This window comes from Streptomyces sp. NPDC005791 (genome assembly GCF_042871485.1).
Lineage (GTDB): Bacteria > Actinomycetota > Actinomycetes > Streptomycetales > Streptomycetaceae > Streptomyces.
Genome location: NZ_JBIAIP010000004.1, coordinates 355,992 through 373,935, shown reverse-complemented (window position 1 = coordinate 373,935; position 17,944 = coordinate 355,992). Strand labels below are relative to the sequence as shown.

14 protein-coding genes are annotated in these 17,944 nt (G+C 70.1%); 6 read left to right on the top strand and 8 right to left on the bottom strand.

The window, feature by feature from the left end; translation table 11 throughout:
* Positions 1 to 46 precede the first annotated feature (46 nt).
* Positions 47 to 1,660, top strand: coding sequence for a methionine--tRNA ligase (metG, locus tag ACFYSH_RS11250; protein WP_359463404.1), 1,614 nt, complete (start codon positions 47 to 49; stop codon positions 1,658 to 1,660).
* 65 nt (positions 1,661 to 1,725) lie between these two features.
* On the opposite strand, the gene ACFYSH_RS11245 is transcribed toward metG, so the two are convergent.
* The 3 genes from ACFYSH_RS11245 to aspS all read right to left on the bottom strand — a co-directional run bounded on the left by ACFYSH_RS11245 (position 1,726) and on the right by aspS (position 5,208).
* Complete coding sequence (locus ACFYSH_RS11245) at positions 1,726 to 2,307, bottom strand: Uma2 family endonuclease (protein ID WP_388751935.1); 582 nt, start codon at positions 2,305 to 2,307, stop codon at positions 1,726 to 1,728.
* A 67-nt stretch (positions 2,308 to 2,374) separates the two neighbouring features.
* Complete coding sequence (locus ACFYSH_RS11240; protein ID WP_388751933.1) at positions 2,375 to 3,136, bottom strand: hypothetical protein; 762 nt, start codon at positions 3,134 to 3,136, stop codon at positions 2,375 to 2,377.
* A 254-nt stretch (positions 3,137 to 3,390) separates the two neighbouring features.
* Entirely contained in the window at positions 3,391 to 5,208 is a 1,818-nt protein-coding gene (gene aspS / locus ACFYSH_RS11235) for an aspartate--tRNA ligase (RefSeq protein ID WP_359463412.1), read from the bottom strand.
* A 209-nt stretch (positions 5,209 to 5,417) separates the two neighbouring features.
* On the opposite strand from aspS, the gene ACFYSH_RS11230 reads away from it, so the two are divergent.
* Positions 5,418 to 7,544 (top strand): SpoIIE family protein phosphatase, encoded by a 2,127-nt coding sequence (locus tag ACFYSH_RS11230; protein WP_388751931.1) that lies wholly within the window; start codon positions 5,418 to 5,420, stop codon positions 7,542 to 7,544.
* On the opposite strand, the gene ACFYSH_RS11225 is transcribed toward ACFYSH_RS11230, so the two are convergent.
* The 3 genes from ACFYSH_RS11225 to ACFYSH_RS11215 all read right to left on the bottom strand — a co-directional run bounded on the left by ACFYSH_RS11225 (position 7,539) and on the right by ACFYSH_RS11215 (position 10,275).
* Positions 7,539 to 8,618, bottom strand: coding sequence for an AI-2E family transporter (locus tag ACFYSH_RS11225; protein ID WP_388751929.1), 1,080 nt, complete (start codon positions 8,616 to 8,618; stop codon positions 7,539 to 7,541). The genes ACFYSH_RS11230 and ACFYSH_RS11225 overlap by 6 nt on opposite strands.
* A 90-nt stretch (positions 8,619 to 8,708) precedes the next feature.
* Positions 8,709 to 9,665: a pirin family protein gene (locus ACFYSH_RS11220; RefSeq protein WP_359463420.1), complete on the bottom strand. Its 957-nt coding sequence runs from the start codon at positions 9,663 to 9,665 to the stop codon at positions 8,709 to 8,711.
* A 169-nt stretch (positions 9,666 to 9,834) separates the two neighbouring features.
* The gene (locus ACFYSH_RS11215) at positions 9,835 to 10,275 is read right to left on the bottom strand and encodes an SseB family protein (protein ID WP_359463422.1); all 441 of its coding nucleotides are present in this window, start codon (positions 10,273 to 10,275) and stop codon (positions 9,835 to 9,837) included.
* 171 nt (positions 10,276 to 10,446) lie between these two features.
* Here ACFYSH_RS11215 and ACFYSH_RS11210 point away from each other — a divergent pair, with 171 nt between their 5' ends.
* From ACFYSH_RS11210 to ACFYSH_RS11200, 3 genes are all read left to right on the top strand, one after another.
* Positions 10,447 to 12,273 (top strand): acyl-CoA dehydrogenase, encoded by a 1,827-nt coding sequence (locus ACFYSH_RS11210; RefSeq protein ID WP_359463426.1) that lies wholly within the window; start codon positions 10,447 to 10,449, stop codon positions 12,271 to 12,273.
* Between the two features lie 109 nt (positions 12,274 to 12,382).
* Positions 12,383 to 13,684 (top strand): M18 family aminopeptidase, encoded by a 1,302-nt coding sequence (locus ACFYSH_RS11205; RefSeq protein ID WP_388751926.1) that lies wholly within the window; start codon positions 12,383 to 12,385, stop codon positions 13,682 to 13,684.
* A gap of 104 nt (positions 13,685 to 13,788) precedes the next feature.
* The gene (locus ACFYSH_RS11200) at positions 13,789 to 14,010 is read left to right on the top strand and encodes a DUF6458 family protein (protein WP_359463433.1); all 222 of its coding nucleotides are present in this window, start codon (positions 13,789 to 13,791) and stop codon (positions 14,008 to 14,010) included.
* 214 nt (positions 14,011 to 14,224) lie between these two features.
* Here ACFYSH_RS11200 and ACFYSH_RS11195 read toward each other — a convergent pair whose 3' ends face one another.
* Positions 14,225 to 15,214, bottom strand: coding sequence for a helix-turn-helix transcriptional regulator (locus tag ACFYSH_RS11195; protein WP_388751924.1), 990 nt, complete (start codon positions 15,212 to 15,214; stop codon positions 14,225 to 14,227).
* 93 nt (positions 15,215 to 15,307) lie between these two features.
* On the opposite strand from ACFYSH_RS11195, the gene ACFYSH_RS11190 reads away from it, so the two are divergent.
* A complete protein-coding gene (locus tag ACFYSH_RS11190; RefSeq protein WP_388751922.1) occupies positions 15,308 to 15,706 on the top strand; it encodes a VOC family protein in 399 nt (132 codons plus the stop codon).
* Between the two features lie 409 nt (positions 15,707 to 16,115).
* Here the strand turns inward: ACFYSH_RS11190 and ACFYSH_RS11185 are convergent, their stop codons facing one another.
* Positions 16,116 to 17,927: an NHL domain-containing thioredoxin family protein gene (locus ACFYSH_RS11185; protein ID WP_388751920.1), complete on the bottom strand. Its 1,812-nt coding sequence runs from the start codon at positions 17,925 to 17,927 to the stop codon at positions 16,116 to 16,118.
* Positions 17,928 to 17,944 lie beyond the last annotated feature (17 nt).

Here is a 17,944-nt window from a genome sequence, read left to right as displayed (position 1 = left end):
GTTATCGATGTGAGTGGATCTCCGCCGGACCGTTAGGATTTCGACCATGGCGGCCACTGGATCCGAGAAGCAAGGGGGCGACGGCGTGAAGAGTTTCTACGTATCGACCCCCATTTACTACGTCAACGACGCTCCTCACCTGGGGCACGCCTATACGACCGTCGCAGGCGACGTGCTCACCCGCTGGCACCGCCAGCGCGGCGAGAAGGTGTGGTACCTCACCGGCACGGACGAGCACGGCCAGAAGATCCTGCGCACGGCCGAGGCGAACGACGTCACGCCCCAGGCCTGGTGCGACAAGCTCGTCGAGGAGGCATGGAAGCCCCTCTGGGAGCACCTGAACATCGCGAACGACGACTTCATCCGTACGACGGAGAAGCGGCACACCGACCGTGTGCAGGAGTTCGTGCAGGACCTGTACGACAAGGACCAGATCTACAAGGGCGGGTACGAAGGCCCGTACTGCGTGGGCTGCGAGGAGTACAAGCTCCCCGGCGACCTCGTCGAGGCCGAGGACGGCACCAAGCTGTGCCCGATCCACAAGAAGCCGGTGGAGCTCCTCAAGGAGGAGAACTACTTCTTCAAGCTGAGTGAGTACGGCCCGAAGCTCATGGAGTTCTACGCGGCCAATCCGGGCTTCATCCAGCCCGAGTCCGCCCGCAACGAGATCGTGAACTTCGTCAAGCAGGGGCTGCAGGACCTGTCGATCTCGCGTTCCACCTTCGACTGGGGCGTCCCGGTGCCGTGGGACCCGAAGCACGTCATCTACGTGTGGATCGACGCGCTGCTCAACTACGCGACGGCGGTCGGCTACGGCGCCAATCAGGAGAAGTTCGACGGCACCTTCCCGGCGGACGTCCACCTGATCGGCAAGGACATCCTGCGCTTCCACTCGGTCATCTGGCCGGCCATGCTGATGGCGCAGGGTCTGCCGCTGCCCGGCAAGGTCGTCGCCAACGGCTGGCTGATGGTCGGCGGCGAGAAGATGTCGAAGTCGAATCTGACGGGCATCAAGCCGCAGGACCTGACCTCGCACTTCGGCGTGGACGCGTACCGCTGGTACTTCCTGCGTGCCATCGCGTACGGCAGCGACGGCTCGTTCTCCTGGGAGGACTTCAGCGCCCGCTACACCTCGGAGCTCGCCAACGACTACGGCAACCTCGCCTCGCGCGTGGCGGCCATGGTCGGCAAGTACTTCGGCGGCTCGCTCCCGGAGGCCACGGCGTCCGGGGCCGCCGAGCAGGCGGTCCAGGAGGGCCTGGCCCAGGCGGTCGTCACCGCGGACCGGAAGATCGGCGAGGATCTGGACTTCCAGGGCGGCATCCTGGCGGTCTTCGACTTCGTGAAGCAGGTCAACGGCTACATCACCGAGCAGGAGCCCTGGAAGGTCGCCAAGGACACGTCGCCGGAGGGCCAGGCCCGCCTCGCGACCATCCTGTACACGGCGGCCGACTCGCTGCGCGGTGTCGCGGTCCTGCTGAACGCCGTGATGCCGGACACCTCGCAGAAGCTGTGGGAGTCCCTGGGCGCCGAGGCGTCCCTGGGCGCCCTGGCCGACCAGCCGGTGCAGGACGCGGGCCGCTGGGGCCAGCTGCCCGTGGGCGCGACGGTGACGAAGGGCGCGGTGCTGTTCCCGCGCCTGGAGGAGAAGCCCGCGTAGGCGTGTACGCAGCGAAGGAGCCCGGCACCCGCACATCGGGTCCCGGGCTCCTTCCGCGTGACGCGTCAGCGCGTCCAGTTCTTGAGCGGCTCCGTGTCCAGCTCGATCCCCACCGGCTCGGGAAGCGTCACGGTCTTGCCGTACGGCACGGTGATCACCTGCTCGTACCGCACACCGTCGGGCTGTGAGTGGACCTTCACCTCGCAGGTGTCCCGGTCGATCAGCAGATACACGGGGATGCCGCTCTCGGCGTACGCACGTGGCTTCTCGACCCGGTCGCGGCGGTCGGTGTCCTCGTCGTACGAGGTCACCTCGACGACCATGAGAACGCCGTCGGGGTCGGCCCATTGGCCCTGGCCGGCGAATGTCTCCATGGGGGCGAGAGAAGCATCCGGCCGGGCGTTGCCCCTGCGGTAGGACTCGATACGCAGCCCCTGCTCACCGAAAAGCCATCGGCTCGGATCCGCCTGCATGCAGATCTGCGTCAGCCAGGCGATGATCCGCCCGTGGTCCCCGTCCGGCACAGCCTTGACCCCTAGCTTCCCGTTCACGAATTCCAGCCGTAGCGCTTCCTCCGCGCGTATGGCGCTACGGGCCAGGTCCTCGAAAACGTCCTGCGTCAGGACGGACTCTTCGGCAACGCTCACGACTGCCTCCTCCGGAACCGGGTGACGACTTCATCGTACGGGCAGGCCGCGGCACACGTTCCGCCTTTCACCGGGCCAGCGACGCGGCGTCCCCCATCACGATCACCGGGTGCTTCTCGGGATCGAGCGTGAGCAGCAGCTCGCGCATCCGGTCCTCGGTGAGCGACACGCAGCCCTGGGTGGGGCCGCCGTGGTCCACGTGGATCCAGATGCCGCCGCCCCTCTCCTCACCGAGCGGCCGGGTGCGGTCCAGCGGGCTCGTGCCCGGGGTGCGGTTGTAGTTGATGGCGACGACATGGTCGAAGGAGCCTTCGAGGGGTTCCCCCAGGAAGCCCTCGCCGGTCACCGAGAAGCGGGGCTGTTCGTCGTACGGGAGCAGCGTGCCCGGGTCGGGCAGCCGGCCGCCCGCGTCGGTGAGGCCGAAGACCCCGACGGGGGACCGCAGGTCGTCCGCGAGGTGATGGTCCGTCCAGCCGCGCATGCCGTTGTGGGCGGGCCAGGGGCCCTCCCCGGGTCTCCAGCCGAGAGCAGGGTCGTCGAAACGGTGGAGCACGACCGTGGAGCGGGGGGAGTCGGGGCCCTCACCGGTCACCACGACGGCCTGCCGGGCCGTGGCGGGGATCCGCGCCCGGGTCAGCGGGCCCAGCCCCGGAATGTCCGTGGGGCTGCGGAGGGGTTCCACCGAGCGGGACTGCGTGGCCGAGGCCGTGGGACCGGCCGCGCCCCGGGGCGCGGAGGGGTCAAAGGTGTGCACGGCCCCGGCGGAACAACCGATGACCAGCAGGAACAGGGCGACGAGCAGGACGTACGGACGACGCGGGACGGACACGGGCGGGACTCCTCGGTGGGGGGTCGGACGAGCGCTTCCCGTGCCAGTCTTTGCCGGGCCGGACGGCGCCGAACCGGAACCGGGGCCATCCGGATGTACCCGCCCCGCCCGGATGACCGGGGCCGGGTGATCCCGCGCCTCCACCCGTACGCATGCGAAGGGCCCGGACCGTGATCGCGTGATCGGTCCGAGCCCTTCACCGGGAGATTCCCGCTACCGCTGTTTCACGTGGAACCGGAGCGGCACGAGGCCGCTCACTTCGCGCCGGTGTCCCGCGCCACCGAGTCCTTGGCCTCGGCCTTCTCCTTGGCCGCTGCGACGGGCTTGCGGAGCTGGATGTTCAGCTCGCGCAGCCGGGTCTCGTCCAGCTCGCTCGGGGCGCCCATCATCAGGTCCTGGGCGTTGCCGTTGAGCGGGAAGGCGATCGTCTCGCGGATGTTGGGCTCGTCGGCCAGCAGCATCACGATGCGGTCCACGCCCGGGGCGATGCCCCCGTGCGGCGGGGCGCCGAGGCGGAAGGCGCGCAGCATGCCCGCGAACTCCCGCTCGACGGTCTCCGCCTCGTAACCGGCGATCGCGAAGGCCTTCAGCATGACCTCGGGCTCGTGGTTGCGGATGGCACCGGAGGACAGCTCGATGCCGTTGCAGACGATGTCGTACTGCCACGCCAGGATGTCGAGCGGGTCCTTCTCCTCCAGGTCCTTCATGCCGCCCTGGGGCATGGAGAACGGGTTGTGCGAGAAGTCGATCTTGCCGGTCTCCTCGTCCTTCTCGTACATCGGGAAGTCGACGATCCAGCAGAAGCGGAAGACGCCCTCCTCGAAGTGGCCGGCGCGCTTGGCGGCCTCGACGCGGACGACGGACATGATCTTGGAGACCTCGTCGAACTCGCCCGCGCCGAAGAAGACGGCGTGGCCGGGGACGAGGGACAGCCGCTCGGTGAGGGTCTTCACGTCGGCCTCGGTGAGGAACTTGGCGATCGGGCCCGCCAGCGTGCCGTCCTCGCCGACACGGACCCAGGCGAGGCCCTTGGCGCCGTGCTCGACCGCGTACGCGCCGAGGCCGTCGAAGAACTTCCGGGACTGGCCCGCGGTGTCCGGCACCGGAAGGGCACGGACGTGCTTGCCCGCGAAGGCCTTGAACTCCGAGTCCGCGAAGACGTCGGAGATGTCGACGAGCTCCAGCTGGGCGCGCAGGTCCGGCTTGTCGTTGCCGTACTTCACCATCGACTCGCGGAACGGGATGCGCGGGAACGGCGAGGTCACGTGGCGGCCGTTGCCGAACTCCTCGAAGAGCTCGGTCATGAGCTTCTCGATCGGCTGGAAGACGTCCTCCTGCTCGACGAACGACATCTCGACGTCGAGCTGGTAGAACTCGCCGGGCGAACGGTCGGCGCGGGCGTCCTCGTCGCGGAAACAGGGCGCGATCTGGAAGTAGCGGTCGAAGCCGGAGATCATCAGCAGCTGCTTGAACTGCTGCGGCGCCTGCGGAAGGGCGTAGAACCTGCCCGGGTTCAGGCGGGACGGGACCACGAAGTCACGGGCGCCCTCGGGGGACGTCGCGGCGAGGATCGGGGTCGCCATCTCGTTGAAGCCGAGGGCCACCATCTTGGAGCGGATGGAGGCGATGACGGACGAGCGCAGCATGATGTTGCGGTGCATGCGCTCGCGGCGCAGGTCGAGGAAGCGGTACTCCAGGCGCCGCTCCTCGTTGACCCCGTCCTCGGTGTTGATCGTGAAGGGCAGCGGGGCGGCCTCGCCCAGCACCTCGACCTCGGTGACCTCGATCTCGATCTCACCGGTCGGCAGCTCGGGGTTGACGTTGTCGGCGCCGCGCGCGGAGACCTTGCCGTCGATCCGGACGACGGTCTCCTTGGTCAGCTTCGCCAGGGCCTCGTTGCCGGGGGTGCCCGGACGGGCGACGAGCTGCACCAGACCGTAGTGGTCGCGCAGGTCGATGAAGAGGATGCCACCCAGGTCTCGGCGATTGTGCAGCCAGCCGCTCAGCCGGACGTCGGTGCCGACGTCAGAGGCGCGGAGCTCGCCGCAGGTGTGGGACCTGTACCGATGCATCGTCGTTCATCCAGTCTTCGCGGTTCGGGGTGGATTGACACCCCAGGCTACCGCCCGTGGCCGTACCGCTTCATTGGCATTGCCGCCGTACGCCTGTCCGAGAGCCGTCCGACGGCGTCCGGGGGCCCTTGACGGGCGGCTGACGCGATGGCCGCCGGGTGGCGTCCCTTCGGTGGCGGCCGGGAAGAACATCTTCCTAAAGTGGGGCAATGCGCACCGAGGAGATCCTGGCTGCGATCGGGACCGGCCTGTGGAGCTGGGACAGCTCGTCGGGCATGGTCACGCTCGACGCCGAGGCGGCGCGGCTGGTGGGACTGCCCGCCGAGGCCACGGTCCGGCCCGGTACGGAGGTGCGTGACCGCTTCCACCCGGCCGACTGGAACGAGATCGACGGCATCGTGAACTTCGCGATCGCGGAGGGCACGGTCGCCGAGGCCAGGATGCGGATCCTGGACGAGGACGGCTCGGTCATACGCACGGTGCGCACCCGCTCCAAGCCGGTCCCGCTGGACACCCCGGGCCGCCTCACCTACGTACTGATGGGCATCCTCCAGGAGGTCGCCCAGCCTCCGGACGGCGCCGCGGCGCAGACCCCGCTCACCGGCGACTGGCGACGGTCACGCGAGGCGTTCCTGCTGGACGCGGGGCGGGCGCTGGCCGAGGCGGGGTCCACCGAGGAGGTCCTGCGGGTCGCCGCTTCGCTCTCGATGCCCGGCTTCTCCCCGGACGGACTCGCCGTCTTCGGCGTCTCGGGTGAGCGGCTGACGATCATCGGGCACCACGGGCACAACGACGGCGACGAGAAGCCGTTCACCGACATGCCCCTGCAGACCGACTATCCGGCCGCCGAGGTCGTACGGACCGGCCGGCCGATCTACCTCGAGTCCCCTGAGGAGTACCGGCGGCGCTTCCCTGCCACCTGGCCCCTCGCCGTGGCGTTCGGGCGCCGCTCCTGGGCCTTCCTGCCACTGATCGCCTCCGGGCACACCATGGGTGCCTGGATGGCCGGGTTCCGGCACAACGTGGCCTTCTCGCCGGACGAGCGCTCCGTGCTGACGACGGTGGCCAGGATGCTGGCCCAGGCCCTGACCCGGGCGGGGGCGGCCGACAACGAACGGGAGTTGTCCCTGGGCCTCCAGAAGGCGATGAGGCCGTCCCTCGGCCCCGGCGTCCCAGGCCTGTCGGTGGCGGCCCGCTACATCCCGACGGGAGGCGGGCTCGAGATCGGGGGCGACTGGTACGACATGATCCCGCTGCCCAACGGCCGGATCGCCCTCGTCATCGGTGACGTCCAGGGCCACGACGTGCGGGCGGCCGGCCTGATGGGCCAGCTGCGCATCGCCCTGCGCGCGTACGCCGCCGAGGGGCACCGCCCCGACGCGGTGCTCTCCCGGGCCTCACGCTTCCTGGCCGGGCTGGCGGAGACGTACGACCGCGCCGACGGCGAGGACCCGTCCGACGCGACGCGCTTCGCGACCTGTCTGTACGCGGAGGCCGACCCCGAGACCGGCGTCCTCGACGTGGCCAGGGCGGGCCATCCCGACCCGGTGGTGATCAGCGTCGACGGCACCGCGGTGATCCGGCAGACCGCCGGCGGGCTGCCCCTGGGCGTCGAGAAGGACGCCGACTACCCGACGACCCGTGTCGTCCTGGGGCCGGGCGAGACGATCATGCTGTGCACCGACGGGCTCATCGAGACCGGCGGACACGACATGGCCACCGGGTGGACCCGGCTCAGGCCGGTCCTGGAGAAACCCGTCGACGACCTGGAGGAGCTCGCGGACGCCCTCGTCCAGGCCGTGCACGGCCCGGGCTCGCACTACACGACCGGGCCGCTGGCGGACCGCCGTGAGGACGACATCGCGGTGCTGGTGCTGCGCCGCGAGGCCGCACGGACGCGCAGGACCCCGGGGCGGCGTTCGGCCATGACCATCGCCCAGGCGGAGCCGGAGCGGGTCGCGGCCGCCCGGCAGCAGCTACGGGAGCTGCTGCACGACTGGTCGGACGCCGAACAGATCGACTCCGCGGAGCTGATGGTCTCCGAGATGTCCACGAACGTGCTGGTCCACACGGACGGTGACGCACTGCTCCTGGCCGAGGTCACGGGCGAGCGGGGGGAACGGCGACTGCGCGTCGAGGTGGCCGACGCCAGCGACGAGCTGCCGCACAGACGGCGCCCGGGGGAGATGGCGTCCAGCGGCCGCGGGCTGGTCCTGATGGAGATGCTGGCCGACGTGTGGGGGGTGGACCCGAGGGGCGAGGGGAAGTCGATCTGGTTCGAGCTGTACGAGTCGGCGGAGCCCGCGGAACCGGCCGGGGGCTCCCCCGGCTCATGAACCGTCCGGGACCGCGCGTCCCGTGCCGTCGGACGCCGCGTCCCCGTGGCGCAGCTCGCCGATCACCCCGGACACAGCGGCGCACAGCGGCACCGCGAGCAGCATGCCCAGCAGCCCAGCGACGCTCGCACCGGCGGTCAGCGCGACCATGATCATGGCGGGGTGCATCTGGACCGTACGGCTCTGGATGACGGGCTGGAGCACATGTCCCTCCAGCACCTGCACGGCGAGCACCACGCCCAGCGCCCAGAGCGCGATCACGAAGCCCCGGTCCGCGAGTGCGACCAGCACGGCGACGGCCCCGGAGAGGAAGGCCCCGAGGTACGGGATGTAGGCGCCGACGAAGACCAGCGCGCCCAGTCCCACCGCCCCCGGTACGCCCAGGATCAGCAGGCCCACCGTGATGCACAGCGCGTCGATCAGGGCGATGAAGGTGGTGCCGCGCATGAACCCCTCGACGGCTTCGAAGGCCCTGCGCCCCATGGCCTCCACGAGGTCGCCCGTGCCGCGCGGGGCGACCGTGTGGGCGAGGTGCACGGCCCGGTCGGAGTCCCGCAGGAAGAAGAACGTCAGCAACAGGGCCAGGACGGCGGTGGTCACGAGCGACCCGATGAGGCTGATCCCGGTGAGCAGTCCGCCCGCCGCGCTCGCGCCGAACCTCCCGACGAGGTTCCTGGCGTTCTCCGCCAGGTCGTCCACGTCGGCGACACCCGCGATGTCGAAATGGTCGATGACCCACTGCGCGGCGTCCTTCAGCGAGGCCACGATCTGGTCGCCGGTGTCGACGAGTGCGGTGACGACGATGTATCCGGCGCCGCCGACCACCGCGACGAGCGCGGCGCAGGTGAGTCCGGCAGCCACCGATCTGTTCACCTGGTGGGCGGTCAGCCAGCGGTGGACGGGCCCGAGGAGCGCCGTGCCGAGCAGGGCCAGCAGGACCGGGGTGACAGCGGTCTTGAGCGCCACGCACAGCCAGACGGCGACCGCCACGACCCCGGCGGCCAGGAGCAGGACGCCGCACCAGGCGGCCGTCCGCCGTGCGGCGTCGGGCAGGAGGGGCTTGCGGGTAGGCACCGTCCCACCCGATCACGGGCCGGGAGCGGTGTCCCTCCCGCACGGGCGTACGGGTGACGGCTCGTCACCCGTACGCCCGCCGGCGGCGCGTCACATGCCGTGGACGGCCGGGACCTTGCCGAGACGGCCGGCCTGGAAGTCCTCGAAGGCCTGCTTGAGCTCGTCCTGGGTGTTCATCACGAACGGCCCGTAGTGCGCCATGGGCTCACGGATGGGGCGTCCGCCGAGCAGCACGACCTCCAGGTCCGGCGTGTTGCCGTCCTGCGTCTCGTCGGCGCGGACGGTCAGCGAGGACCCCTTGCCGAAGACCGCGGTCTGCCCGGTGTGGACGGGACGGCGCTCGGCACCGACGCTCCCGCGTCCGGCCAGGACGTACGCGAGGCCGTTGAACTCCTCGCGCCAGGGCAGCGTCACCTCGGCGCCCGGGCGGACCGTCGCGTGCACCATGGTGATCGGGGTGTGCGTGATGCCCGGGCCCTCATGGCCGTCGAGGTCACCGGCGATGACACGGAGCAGCGCGCCGCCGTCCGGGGAGGCGAGGAGCTGGACCTGGCCGCCGCGGATGTCCTGGTAGCGCGGCGCCATCATCTTGTCGGCCTTGGGCAGGTTCACCCAGAGCTGGAGACCGTGGAACAGGCCGCCCGACATGACGAGGGACTCCGGCGGCGTCTCGATGTGGAGGAGACCGCTACCCGCGGTCATCCACTGCGTGTCGCCGTTCTCGATGGCGCCGCCGCCACCGTGGCTGTCCTTGTGGATGAAGCTGCCGTCGATGATGTACGTGACGGTCTCGAAGCCGCGGTGTGGGTGCCAGGGAGTCCCCTTCGGCTCGCCGGCGGCGTACTCCACCTCACCCATCTGGTCCATCATGATGAACGGGTCGAGGTGTCGGTAGTTGATCCCGGCGAAGGCGCGCCGCACCGGGAACCCCTCGCCCTCGAAACCGCTCGGCGCGGTCGTGACGGTCAGCACGGGGCGGGCCGTGGCCTCGGCCTGGGCCGCCACCTTCGGCAGGGTCAGCGGGTTTTCGACGGTCACTGCGGGCATGGGAGCCACCTCCGGGAGTCTTCTGCTCTCAATTTAGTTGAACAGTGAACATCTTGCAAGGCGGCGTTCATTCCCGCCGCCCCCGGACAGCGATTCCCGCCCCCGGACAGCGGCGAGGGCCCGCACCGGGTGGGTGCGGGCCCTCGGACCGGAAACCTGGAGAGGCGTCTCAGCCGTACATGCGGCGCATCGCGAAGTCCACCATCTGCTCCACCGCCTTGGCGTCGAAGACCATGCGGTGATCGCCCTCCATGTCCAGGACGAAGCCGTAGCCGGTCGGCAGCAGGTCGATCACCTCGGCGCCGGTGATCACGAAGTACTTGGACTCCTTGCCCGCGTAGCTCCGGAGCTCCTTGAGCGTGGTGAACATGGGGATCACCGGCTGCTGGGTGTTGTGGAGCGCCAGGAAGCCGGGATTGTCACCGCGCGGACAGTAGACCTTCGCCGTGGCGAAGATCTGCTGGAAGTCCTCCGCGGACAGCGAACCGGTCGTGAAGGCCCGTACCGCGTCGGCCAGGGACGGCGGCGAGGGCTCGGGGTACAACGGCTGCTCGCCGTAGCCGCCGCCCATCTGCTGCTGCACGCCTGGGTTCTGGTCGTAGCCATACATGCGGCAAAGAGTAATCGGCCACATCCACGCCTTGAGGGGTTGCGTCTTATTACTGACGGGTAGCATCATCGGAGGGGTCAGGTGACATACCCACGTCAGGCTGTCCGCCGCCCGAACCTCACTCCTCCACGGGGCGCTGCGCGCCACGGCTATTGATTACGGAGCCTTCCCATGGGGCACTACAAGTCGAATCTCCGCGACATCGAGTTCAACCTCTTCGAGGTCCTCGGGCGCGACAAGGTGTACGGCACCGGTCCGTTCGCGGAGATGGACGTCGACACCTCGAAGAGCATCCTGGACGAGGTCACCCGCCTCGCGGAGAACGAGCTCGCCGACTCGTACGCCGACGCCGACCGCAACCCGCCGGTCTTCGACCCCGAGACGAACACCGCGCCCGTACCGGCCTCCTTCAAGAAGTCCTACCAGGCCTTCATGGACTCCGAGTACTGGCGTCTGGGCCTGCCCGAGGAGATCGGCGGCACCACCTCCCCCCGCTCGCTGATCTGGGGTTACGCGGAGCTGCTGCTCGGCTCGAACCCGGCCGTGTGGATGTACTCCTCCGGCCCGGCGTTCGCCGGCATCCTCTTCGACGAGGGCAACGAGGCGCAGAAGAAGGTCGCCGAGATCGCCGTCGAGAAGCAGTGGGGCTCGACGATGGTGCTGACCGAGCCGGACGCCGGTTCGGACGTGGGCGCCGGCCGCACGAAGGCGGTCGAGCAGGAGGACGGCTCCTGGCACATCGAGGGTGTGAAGCGCTTCATCACCTCGGGCGAGCACGACATGTCCGAGAACATCCTCCACTACGTGCTGGCCCGCCCCGAGGGCGCCGGTCCGGGCACCAAGGGGCTCTCCCTCTTCCTGGTCCCGAAGTTCCACTTCGACTGGACCACCGGTGAGCTCGGCGAGCGCAACGGCGTGTACGCGACGAACGTCGAGCACAAGATGGGCCTCAAGGCGTCCAACACCTGTGAGATGACCTTCGGCGACCAGCACCCCGCCAAGGGCTGGCTGATCGGCGACAAGCACGACGGCATCCGTCAGATGTTCCGCATCATCGAGTTCGCCCGCATGATGGTCGGCACGAAGGCCATCGCCGCCCTGTCGGCGGGTTACCTCAACGCCCTGGAGTACGCCAAGGAGCGCGTCCAGGGCACCGACCTGTCGCAGTTCATGGACAAGACGGCCCCCAAGGTCACCATCACCCACCACCCCGACGTGCGCCGCTCCCTCATGACGCAGAAGGCGTACGCCGAGGGCATGCGCTCCCTCGTCCTGTACACCGCCTCCGTCCAGGACGCGATCCAGGTCCAGGAAGCCGCGGGCGAGGACGCCAAGGCGCTCAACGGCCTCAACGACCTGCTGCTCCCGATCGTCAAGGGCTACGGCTCCGAGAAGTCCTACGAGCAGCTCGCGCAGTCGCTCCAGACCTTCGGCGGTTCGGGTTACCTCCAGGAGTACCCGGTCGAGCAGTACATCCGGGACGCCAAGATCGACACCCTGTACGAGGGCACGACGGCGATCCAGGGTCAGGACTTCTTCTTCCGGAAAATCGTCCGCGACCAGGGCGCCTCGCTCAACGCCCTCTCCGAGGAGATCAAGAAGTTCCTCGCGGACGCCCACGGCAACGAGGAGCTGTCCGGCTCCCTGGACAACCTCGCCAAGGCCGCGGTGGACCTGGAGGCGATCGTCGGCACGATGATCACCGACCTCACCGCCACCGGTGAGGACGTCAAGAACATCTACAAGGTCGGCCTCAACACCACCCGCCTCCTGATGGCCTCCGGTGATGTCGTCGTCGGCTACCTGCTCCTCAAGGGCGCGCTCGTGGCCTCCGAGAAGCTGCGCGACGCCTCCGCCAAGGACGTCGCCTTCTACCAGGGCAAGATCGCCGCTGCGAAGTTCTTCGCCGCGAACGTCCTGCCGGGCGTCTCCGGTGAGCGCGCGCTGGCCGAGGCCGTCGACAACTCGTTGATGGAACTGGACGAGGCCGCGTTCTAGCCTCTGCCCCACCAGCTCCACGAGGGCCCGCGTCTCCGCGTTTCCGGAGACGCGGGCCCTTGTGCCGTCCCGCGTCCGGGCGGCAGGGGCACGTCGTAGGGTGTGGCGCATGAGCACACCTCCCGCCCGCTTCGACCGCGGTCACACCGACGACCTGATGACCTTCCTGATGGCCTCCCCCTCCCCGTACCACGCCGTGGCGTCCGCCGCGGCCCGGCTGGCGGAGGCCGGTTTCCAGGAGGTCGAGGAGACCGCGGAATGGGACGCCACCACGGGTGGGAAGTACGTCCTGCGCGGCGGAGCGATCGTGGCCTGGTACGTGCCGGAGGGGGCCGCCGCCCACACCCCGTTCCGGATCGCGGGGGCCCACACCGACTCCCCCAACCTGCGGGTCAAGCCGCTGCCCGACACGGGCGCGTACGGCTGGCGCCAGATCGCCGTCGAGATCTACGGCGGAACGCTCCTCAACACCTGGCTCGACCGGGACCTCGGTCTCGCCGGCCGGATCTCGCTGCGTGACGGGACACACCGGCTGGTCGACATCAACCGTCCGCTGCTGCGCGTACCGCAGCTGGCCGTGCACCTGGACCGGTCCGCGAACACCGACGGACTCAAGCTCGACCGCCAGAAGCACATGCAGCCGATCTGGGGGCTCGGTGCGGTCGAGGAGGGCGACCTCATCCGCTTCGTCGCCCAGGAGGCGGGCGTCGAAGCCGACGACGTCATCGGGTGGGACCTGATGCCGCACGCCGTCGAGCCGCCCGCCTATCTGGGCCGGGACCGCGAGCTGCTCGCAGGCCCGCGCATGGACAACCTGCTCTCGGTGCACGCCGCGACCGCCGCGCTCGTCGCCGTGGCCGGGCAGCCGGACGACGAGATCCCCTACATCCCCGTGCTCGCCGCCTTCGACCACGAGGAGAACGGCTCCCAGTCCGACACCGGCGCGGACGGCCCGCTGCTCGGCACGGTACTGGAGCGCTCCGTGTTCGCCCGCGGCGGTGCGTACGAGGACCGGGCCCGGGCGTTCGCGGGGACCATCTGCCTCTCCTCCGACACCGGTCACGCGATCCACCCCAACTACGCCGAGCGGCACGACCCGACGCACCACCCGGTGGCCAACGGCGGCCCGATCCTCAAGGTCAACGTCAACATGCGGTACGCGACGGACGGCAGCGGCCGTGCCGTGTTCGCGGCGGCCTGCGAGAAGGCGGGGGTGCCGTGGCAGACGTTCGTCTCCAACAACGCGATGCCCTGCGGCACCACGATCGGCCCGATCACCGCCGCCAGGCACGGCATCCGCACCGTCGACATCGGCGTCGCCATCCTGTCGATGCACAGCGCCCGTGAACTGTGCGGCGCCGACGACCCCTATCTGCTGGCGAACGCCCTGACGGCGTTCCTGGCCGGCTGAGCTCTCCACTCCTCGACGCGGCGCCGGGACATGATGGTTGCCGGGCCGGGTACGCGACCTGTACACCGGCCCGGAGTCACCGGGCCGTCGAGGAGGCGGAAATCATGGGACTCGGAGGATGCATTCTCCTGATAGGTGGCGGGGCGATCCTGGCGTTCGCCACGGACTGGGAGATGGACACCGTCAATGTCGACCTGGTCGGCTGGATCATGATGCTCGTCGGCCTCATCGGGGTCTTCGTCTACGTGAGCATCGCGCGTCGCCGCCGCATGGTCGTGCCGCCCACCACGACGGTCGTCCAGGAGGACGAGCGCCGCTACCCGTGACCTGAGGGGCAGCCAGGCACCCTGCCACACCCTCGGGGTGACCGTGCGTCGGTCCCGGGGCGGCGCCGATGCTCTGGGACTCGATCCGGGCCCCTCACCGGGTGATCCTGCCCGGAAGGAAAGTTGCCCGTGGAGTTCCGGCTGCTCGGCACGGTCTCCTTCGACACGCACACCGGTCCGCTGCCGCTCGGGCCCGCCGATCGGTTCCTCGCTGTCAGGCTTGACGGGCGGAGGACGTGAGGCGATCGGCGAGCGCGATGACGAGGTCGCGCAGTTCATCGGGGCGCTCGATGACGAACGGCCGGTCGAGTGAGGCGAGTACCGGAGGCAACCAGTCGAGCCGCTCCGCCCGCAGCTCGACGCGCAGCCAGCGCTCGGTCGCCCGGTCCTCGCCTGCCACGGGCGCGTACTCCTCCAGGCTTGCGACGCCGGCGGGAAGGCGGGCGCGGATCTGCTCGACCGTCCCGTGGATGCGCAGGGTCACCTCATGCCGGTACTCGGCCGTGGCGAACGCTGACAGCACGCGCTGTGCCGGACCGGGCCCTGCGGGCGCTTCGAATGAGCCGGGCAGGGTCCTCGCGTACTCGATGCGATCGAGCCGGAAGGTTCGGTCCTCGTCGATCCGGGCGTCCTTGCCCGTGACGTACCACCGGCCCGCATGGGCGACGATCCCGTACGCGTGCAGCGTGCGTTCGCTGCGCCGTCCGTCGCGGTCGGTGTAGCGGATCGAGACCGGTCGGCAGTGGCGCACCGCATCGGCGACGGTGAGCAGGACCTCGGCGTCCGGGGTGTCGAACCCGCCGGGCCGATTCGTGAAGGCGAGGGCTTCCAGGAGTGTGCCGAGCCGATGGGCGATGTGCTTGGGCAGGACCCGCCGGATCTTGGCCGATGCCGTCTCGCTTGCCGTGTGCTCCGTCGTCGTCAGCCCTGCCCGGCGGCCGGCCTCCAGGCCGAGCAGCACGGCCAGCGCCTCGTCGCCGCTGAGCATGAGCGGAGGCAAACGGTACCCGGGGGCGAGCCGGTACCCGCCGTAGCGGCCGCGCACCGACTCCACGGGCACGTCCAGGCCGATCAGCTGGTCCACGTACCGCCGCACGGTGCGCCCTTCGACGCCGAGGCGGTCGGCGAGTTCGGCCACGGTCCGGGTGCCGCCCGACTGCAGCAGCTCCAGGAGGGTCAGCACGCGGGCGGTCGGGCGAGGCATGTTCGGAGCCTAACGCGAATACAGGACCGATTCTGTCCACTATTTCTCCTAGCCTGCGACGTGCACGCCTCCAGCACAGCCAAGGAGATTCCGATGGACTTCGTCTCGATCCGCATCATCACCGGCGACGTAGCGCGCCTCGTCGAGTTCTACGAGCGAGCCACAGGGGTACAGGCGACGTGGGCCACCGAGGACTTCGCCGAACTCAAGGCCGCGGGCGCCACCCTCGCGATCGCCGGAACCCGCACCGTCCCGCTGTTCGCCCCGGGCTCCGCCCGCCCGGCGGACAACCACAGCGTGATCACCGAGTTCCTCGTCGACGACGTGGACCGCGTTTACCAGAACCTGACCGGATGCGTCACCGACTTCGTCACCGAGCCCACCACGATGCCCTGGGGCAACCGGTCGCTGCTGTTCCGCGACCCCGACGGCAACCTCGTCAACTTCTTCACCCCCGTCACCCCAGCGGCCATCGAAAAGTTCGCACGCTGACGCCATACACAGCCGCTCACGCGGGAGCCCTGAGAGCCCGGGGCTCCCGGTGCACGCGGCCGCCGAGCGTCGACGTCAAGAAGCTCGGAGGCATCCCGACCGGCGGCGGCCGGCGCATGCACGGCGTCGGCACCGACGCCGCCCGCGCCTGCGAACCCACCGGTCCCGGCCGAGCCCCCGTGGTGCTCGAGGCCGGCGCTCCCGCGTACGCACTCGTCAGGCTGCCGGACGGCGGGATGGACGCGGACGTCCAGACCGTGGAGGACTTCTCCGTCACGCTGCCGGACAACGCCGGCATGGCCGTCGTGAAGGCGCCCGGCGCCGAGGGCGTCGCGGTGGACCGCGGCGACGTGGGCGACCGGTTACTGGACGCCCGAGCTGCGCAACGGCGCCGACGACTTCCGAGCCGTCAGCCCCGCTCGTCCATCCCGGCCAGCACCAGCGGGAGCCTGGACGCCCCCGTCGCGGTGACGCTCACGGGAACGCCCCAGTCCTGCTGGTGGACATGGCAGGCCGGGTACTCGTTCGCCGGGTCGTCGTCGCAGGACGCCGCCATGGCGGACACATGCAGGACGCCCTCGGTGACTCCGTCCGCCAGGACCAGATCACGGCTCAGATCCGTACCGGCACCCGATCCCCCGGCCAGGAGTTCCGGCGGGGTCGAGGAGACCAGCAGCCGGGTGGAGGGGCCGTACCGGGTGTCCAGCTTCTGTCCGGCGGGCGCCTGGAAGACCACATCCAGCCGCAGCGTGCCGGCGGCGACCTCGGTGGCCGCCCGCTGGGTGCGGTGAGCGCGGTCAGCGACCCGCACGGCCTCCTCAGGCAGCCGCAGCCGGGTCAGCCGGTGCCGCGCGGACTCGACGACGACCAGATCACCGTCCACGAGTACCGCGTCGCTCGGCTCCCGCAGATCCGTGGCGAGCGTCGTGACCTCGCCGGTCTCCGGGTCGAAGCGCCGCAGCGCGTGGTTGTAGGTGTCGCTGACGGCGACGGAGCCGTCCGGCAGTGCCGTGACGCCCAGGGGGTGCTGGAAGAGTGCCTGCGCCGCCGGGCCGTCGCGGTGGCCGAAGTCGAAGAGGCCGGTGCCGACGGCCGTGTGGACGGCGCCCTCCAGGTCCACGTAACGCAGCGCGGAGGTCTCGGGGTCGGCGACCCAGAGACGGTCACCGGCCGCGGCCAGACCCGACGGCTGCGCGAACCAGGCCTCGGCGCCGGGCCCGTCGACGAGACCCTCGTTCGTCGTACCGGCGGCGACCCGCACCGTGCCCCGCTCGGGGTCGTAGGTCCACAGCTGGTGTACTCCGGCCATGGCGATCCACAGCCGGTCGTCGAACCAGGCGATGTCCCACGGCGAGGACAGGTCCACCTGCGTGGCGGGGCCGCTGGTGGCGGAGCCCTGCCACCACTGGCGGCCCGTCCCGGCCAGCGTGGTCGTCACGCCCGTCGCGAGGTCGAGGGCCCTGATCGCGTGGTTGACCGTGTCCGCGACGGCGATGCGGCCGTCCGGCAGGAAGGCGAGGCCCTGCGGTTCGCTGAACCGCGCCTCGGTCCGTCCGCCGTCCGCGAACCCACGCTCGCCGCTGCCGAAGTGCCCGCGCACGGTCTCCCCGTCGGCGTCGAGCTCGACCAGACGGTGGCGGGTGGTGTCGGAGACCAGGAGACCGCCGTCGGGGAGCGCGAGCGCCTTGCCGGGGAATCGCAGGTGCGTGGCGACCGGCTCCGGAGCGACGTACGGGCCGTCGCCACGGCGCAGCGTGCCCTTCGCGGCGTGCTCGGCCTCCAGCTCCTCGACCAGCTTCTCGAGGGCGTGCGCGTGCCCCTCCCCGGCGTGCTGGGCCACGACGTAACCCTCGGGGTCCACGACGACGAGCGTGGGCCAGGCCCGGACGGCGTACTGCTTCCAGGTGGCGAGCTCCGGGTCGTCGAGGACGGGGTGGTGCACCTCGTACCGCTCGACGGCGTCGACCACGGCCTGGTGCTCGGCCTCGTGCACGAACTTCGGGGAGTGGACACCGATGATCACCACCGTGTCGCGGTGCTTCTCCTCCAGCTCACGCAGCTCATCGAGCACATGCAGACAGTTCACACAGCAGAAGGTCCAAAAATCCAAAATGACGATGCGTCCCCGCAGGTCAGCAAGGGTGTACTGCCGGTCGCCTGTATTGAGCCAGCCGCCCTTGCCGATCAGTTCGGGGGCGCGGACACGTGCACGTGCTGTCATGCCAACAGTCAACAGCA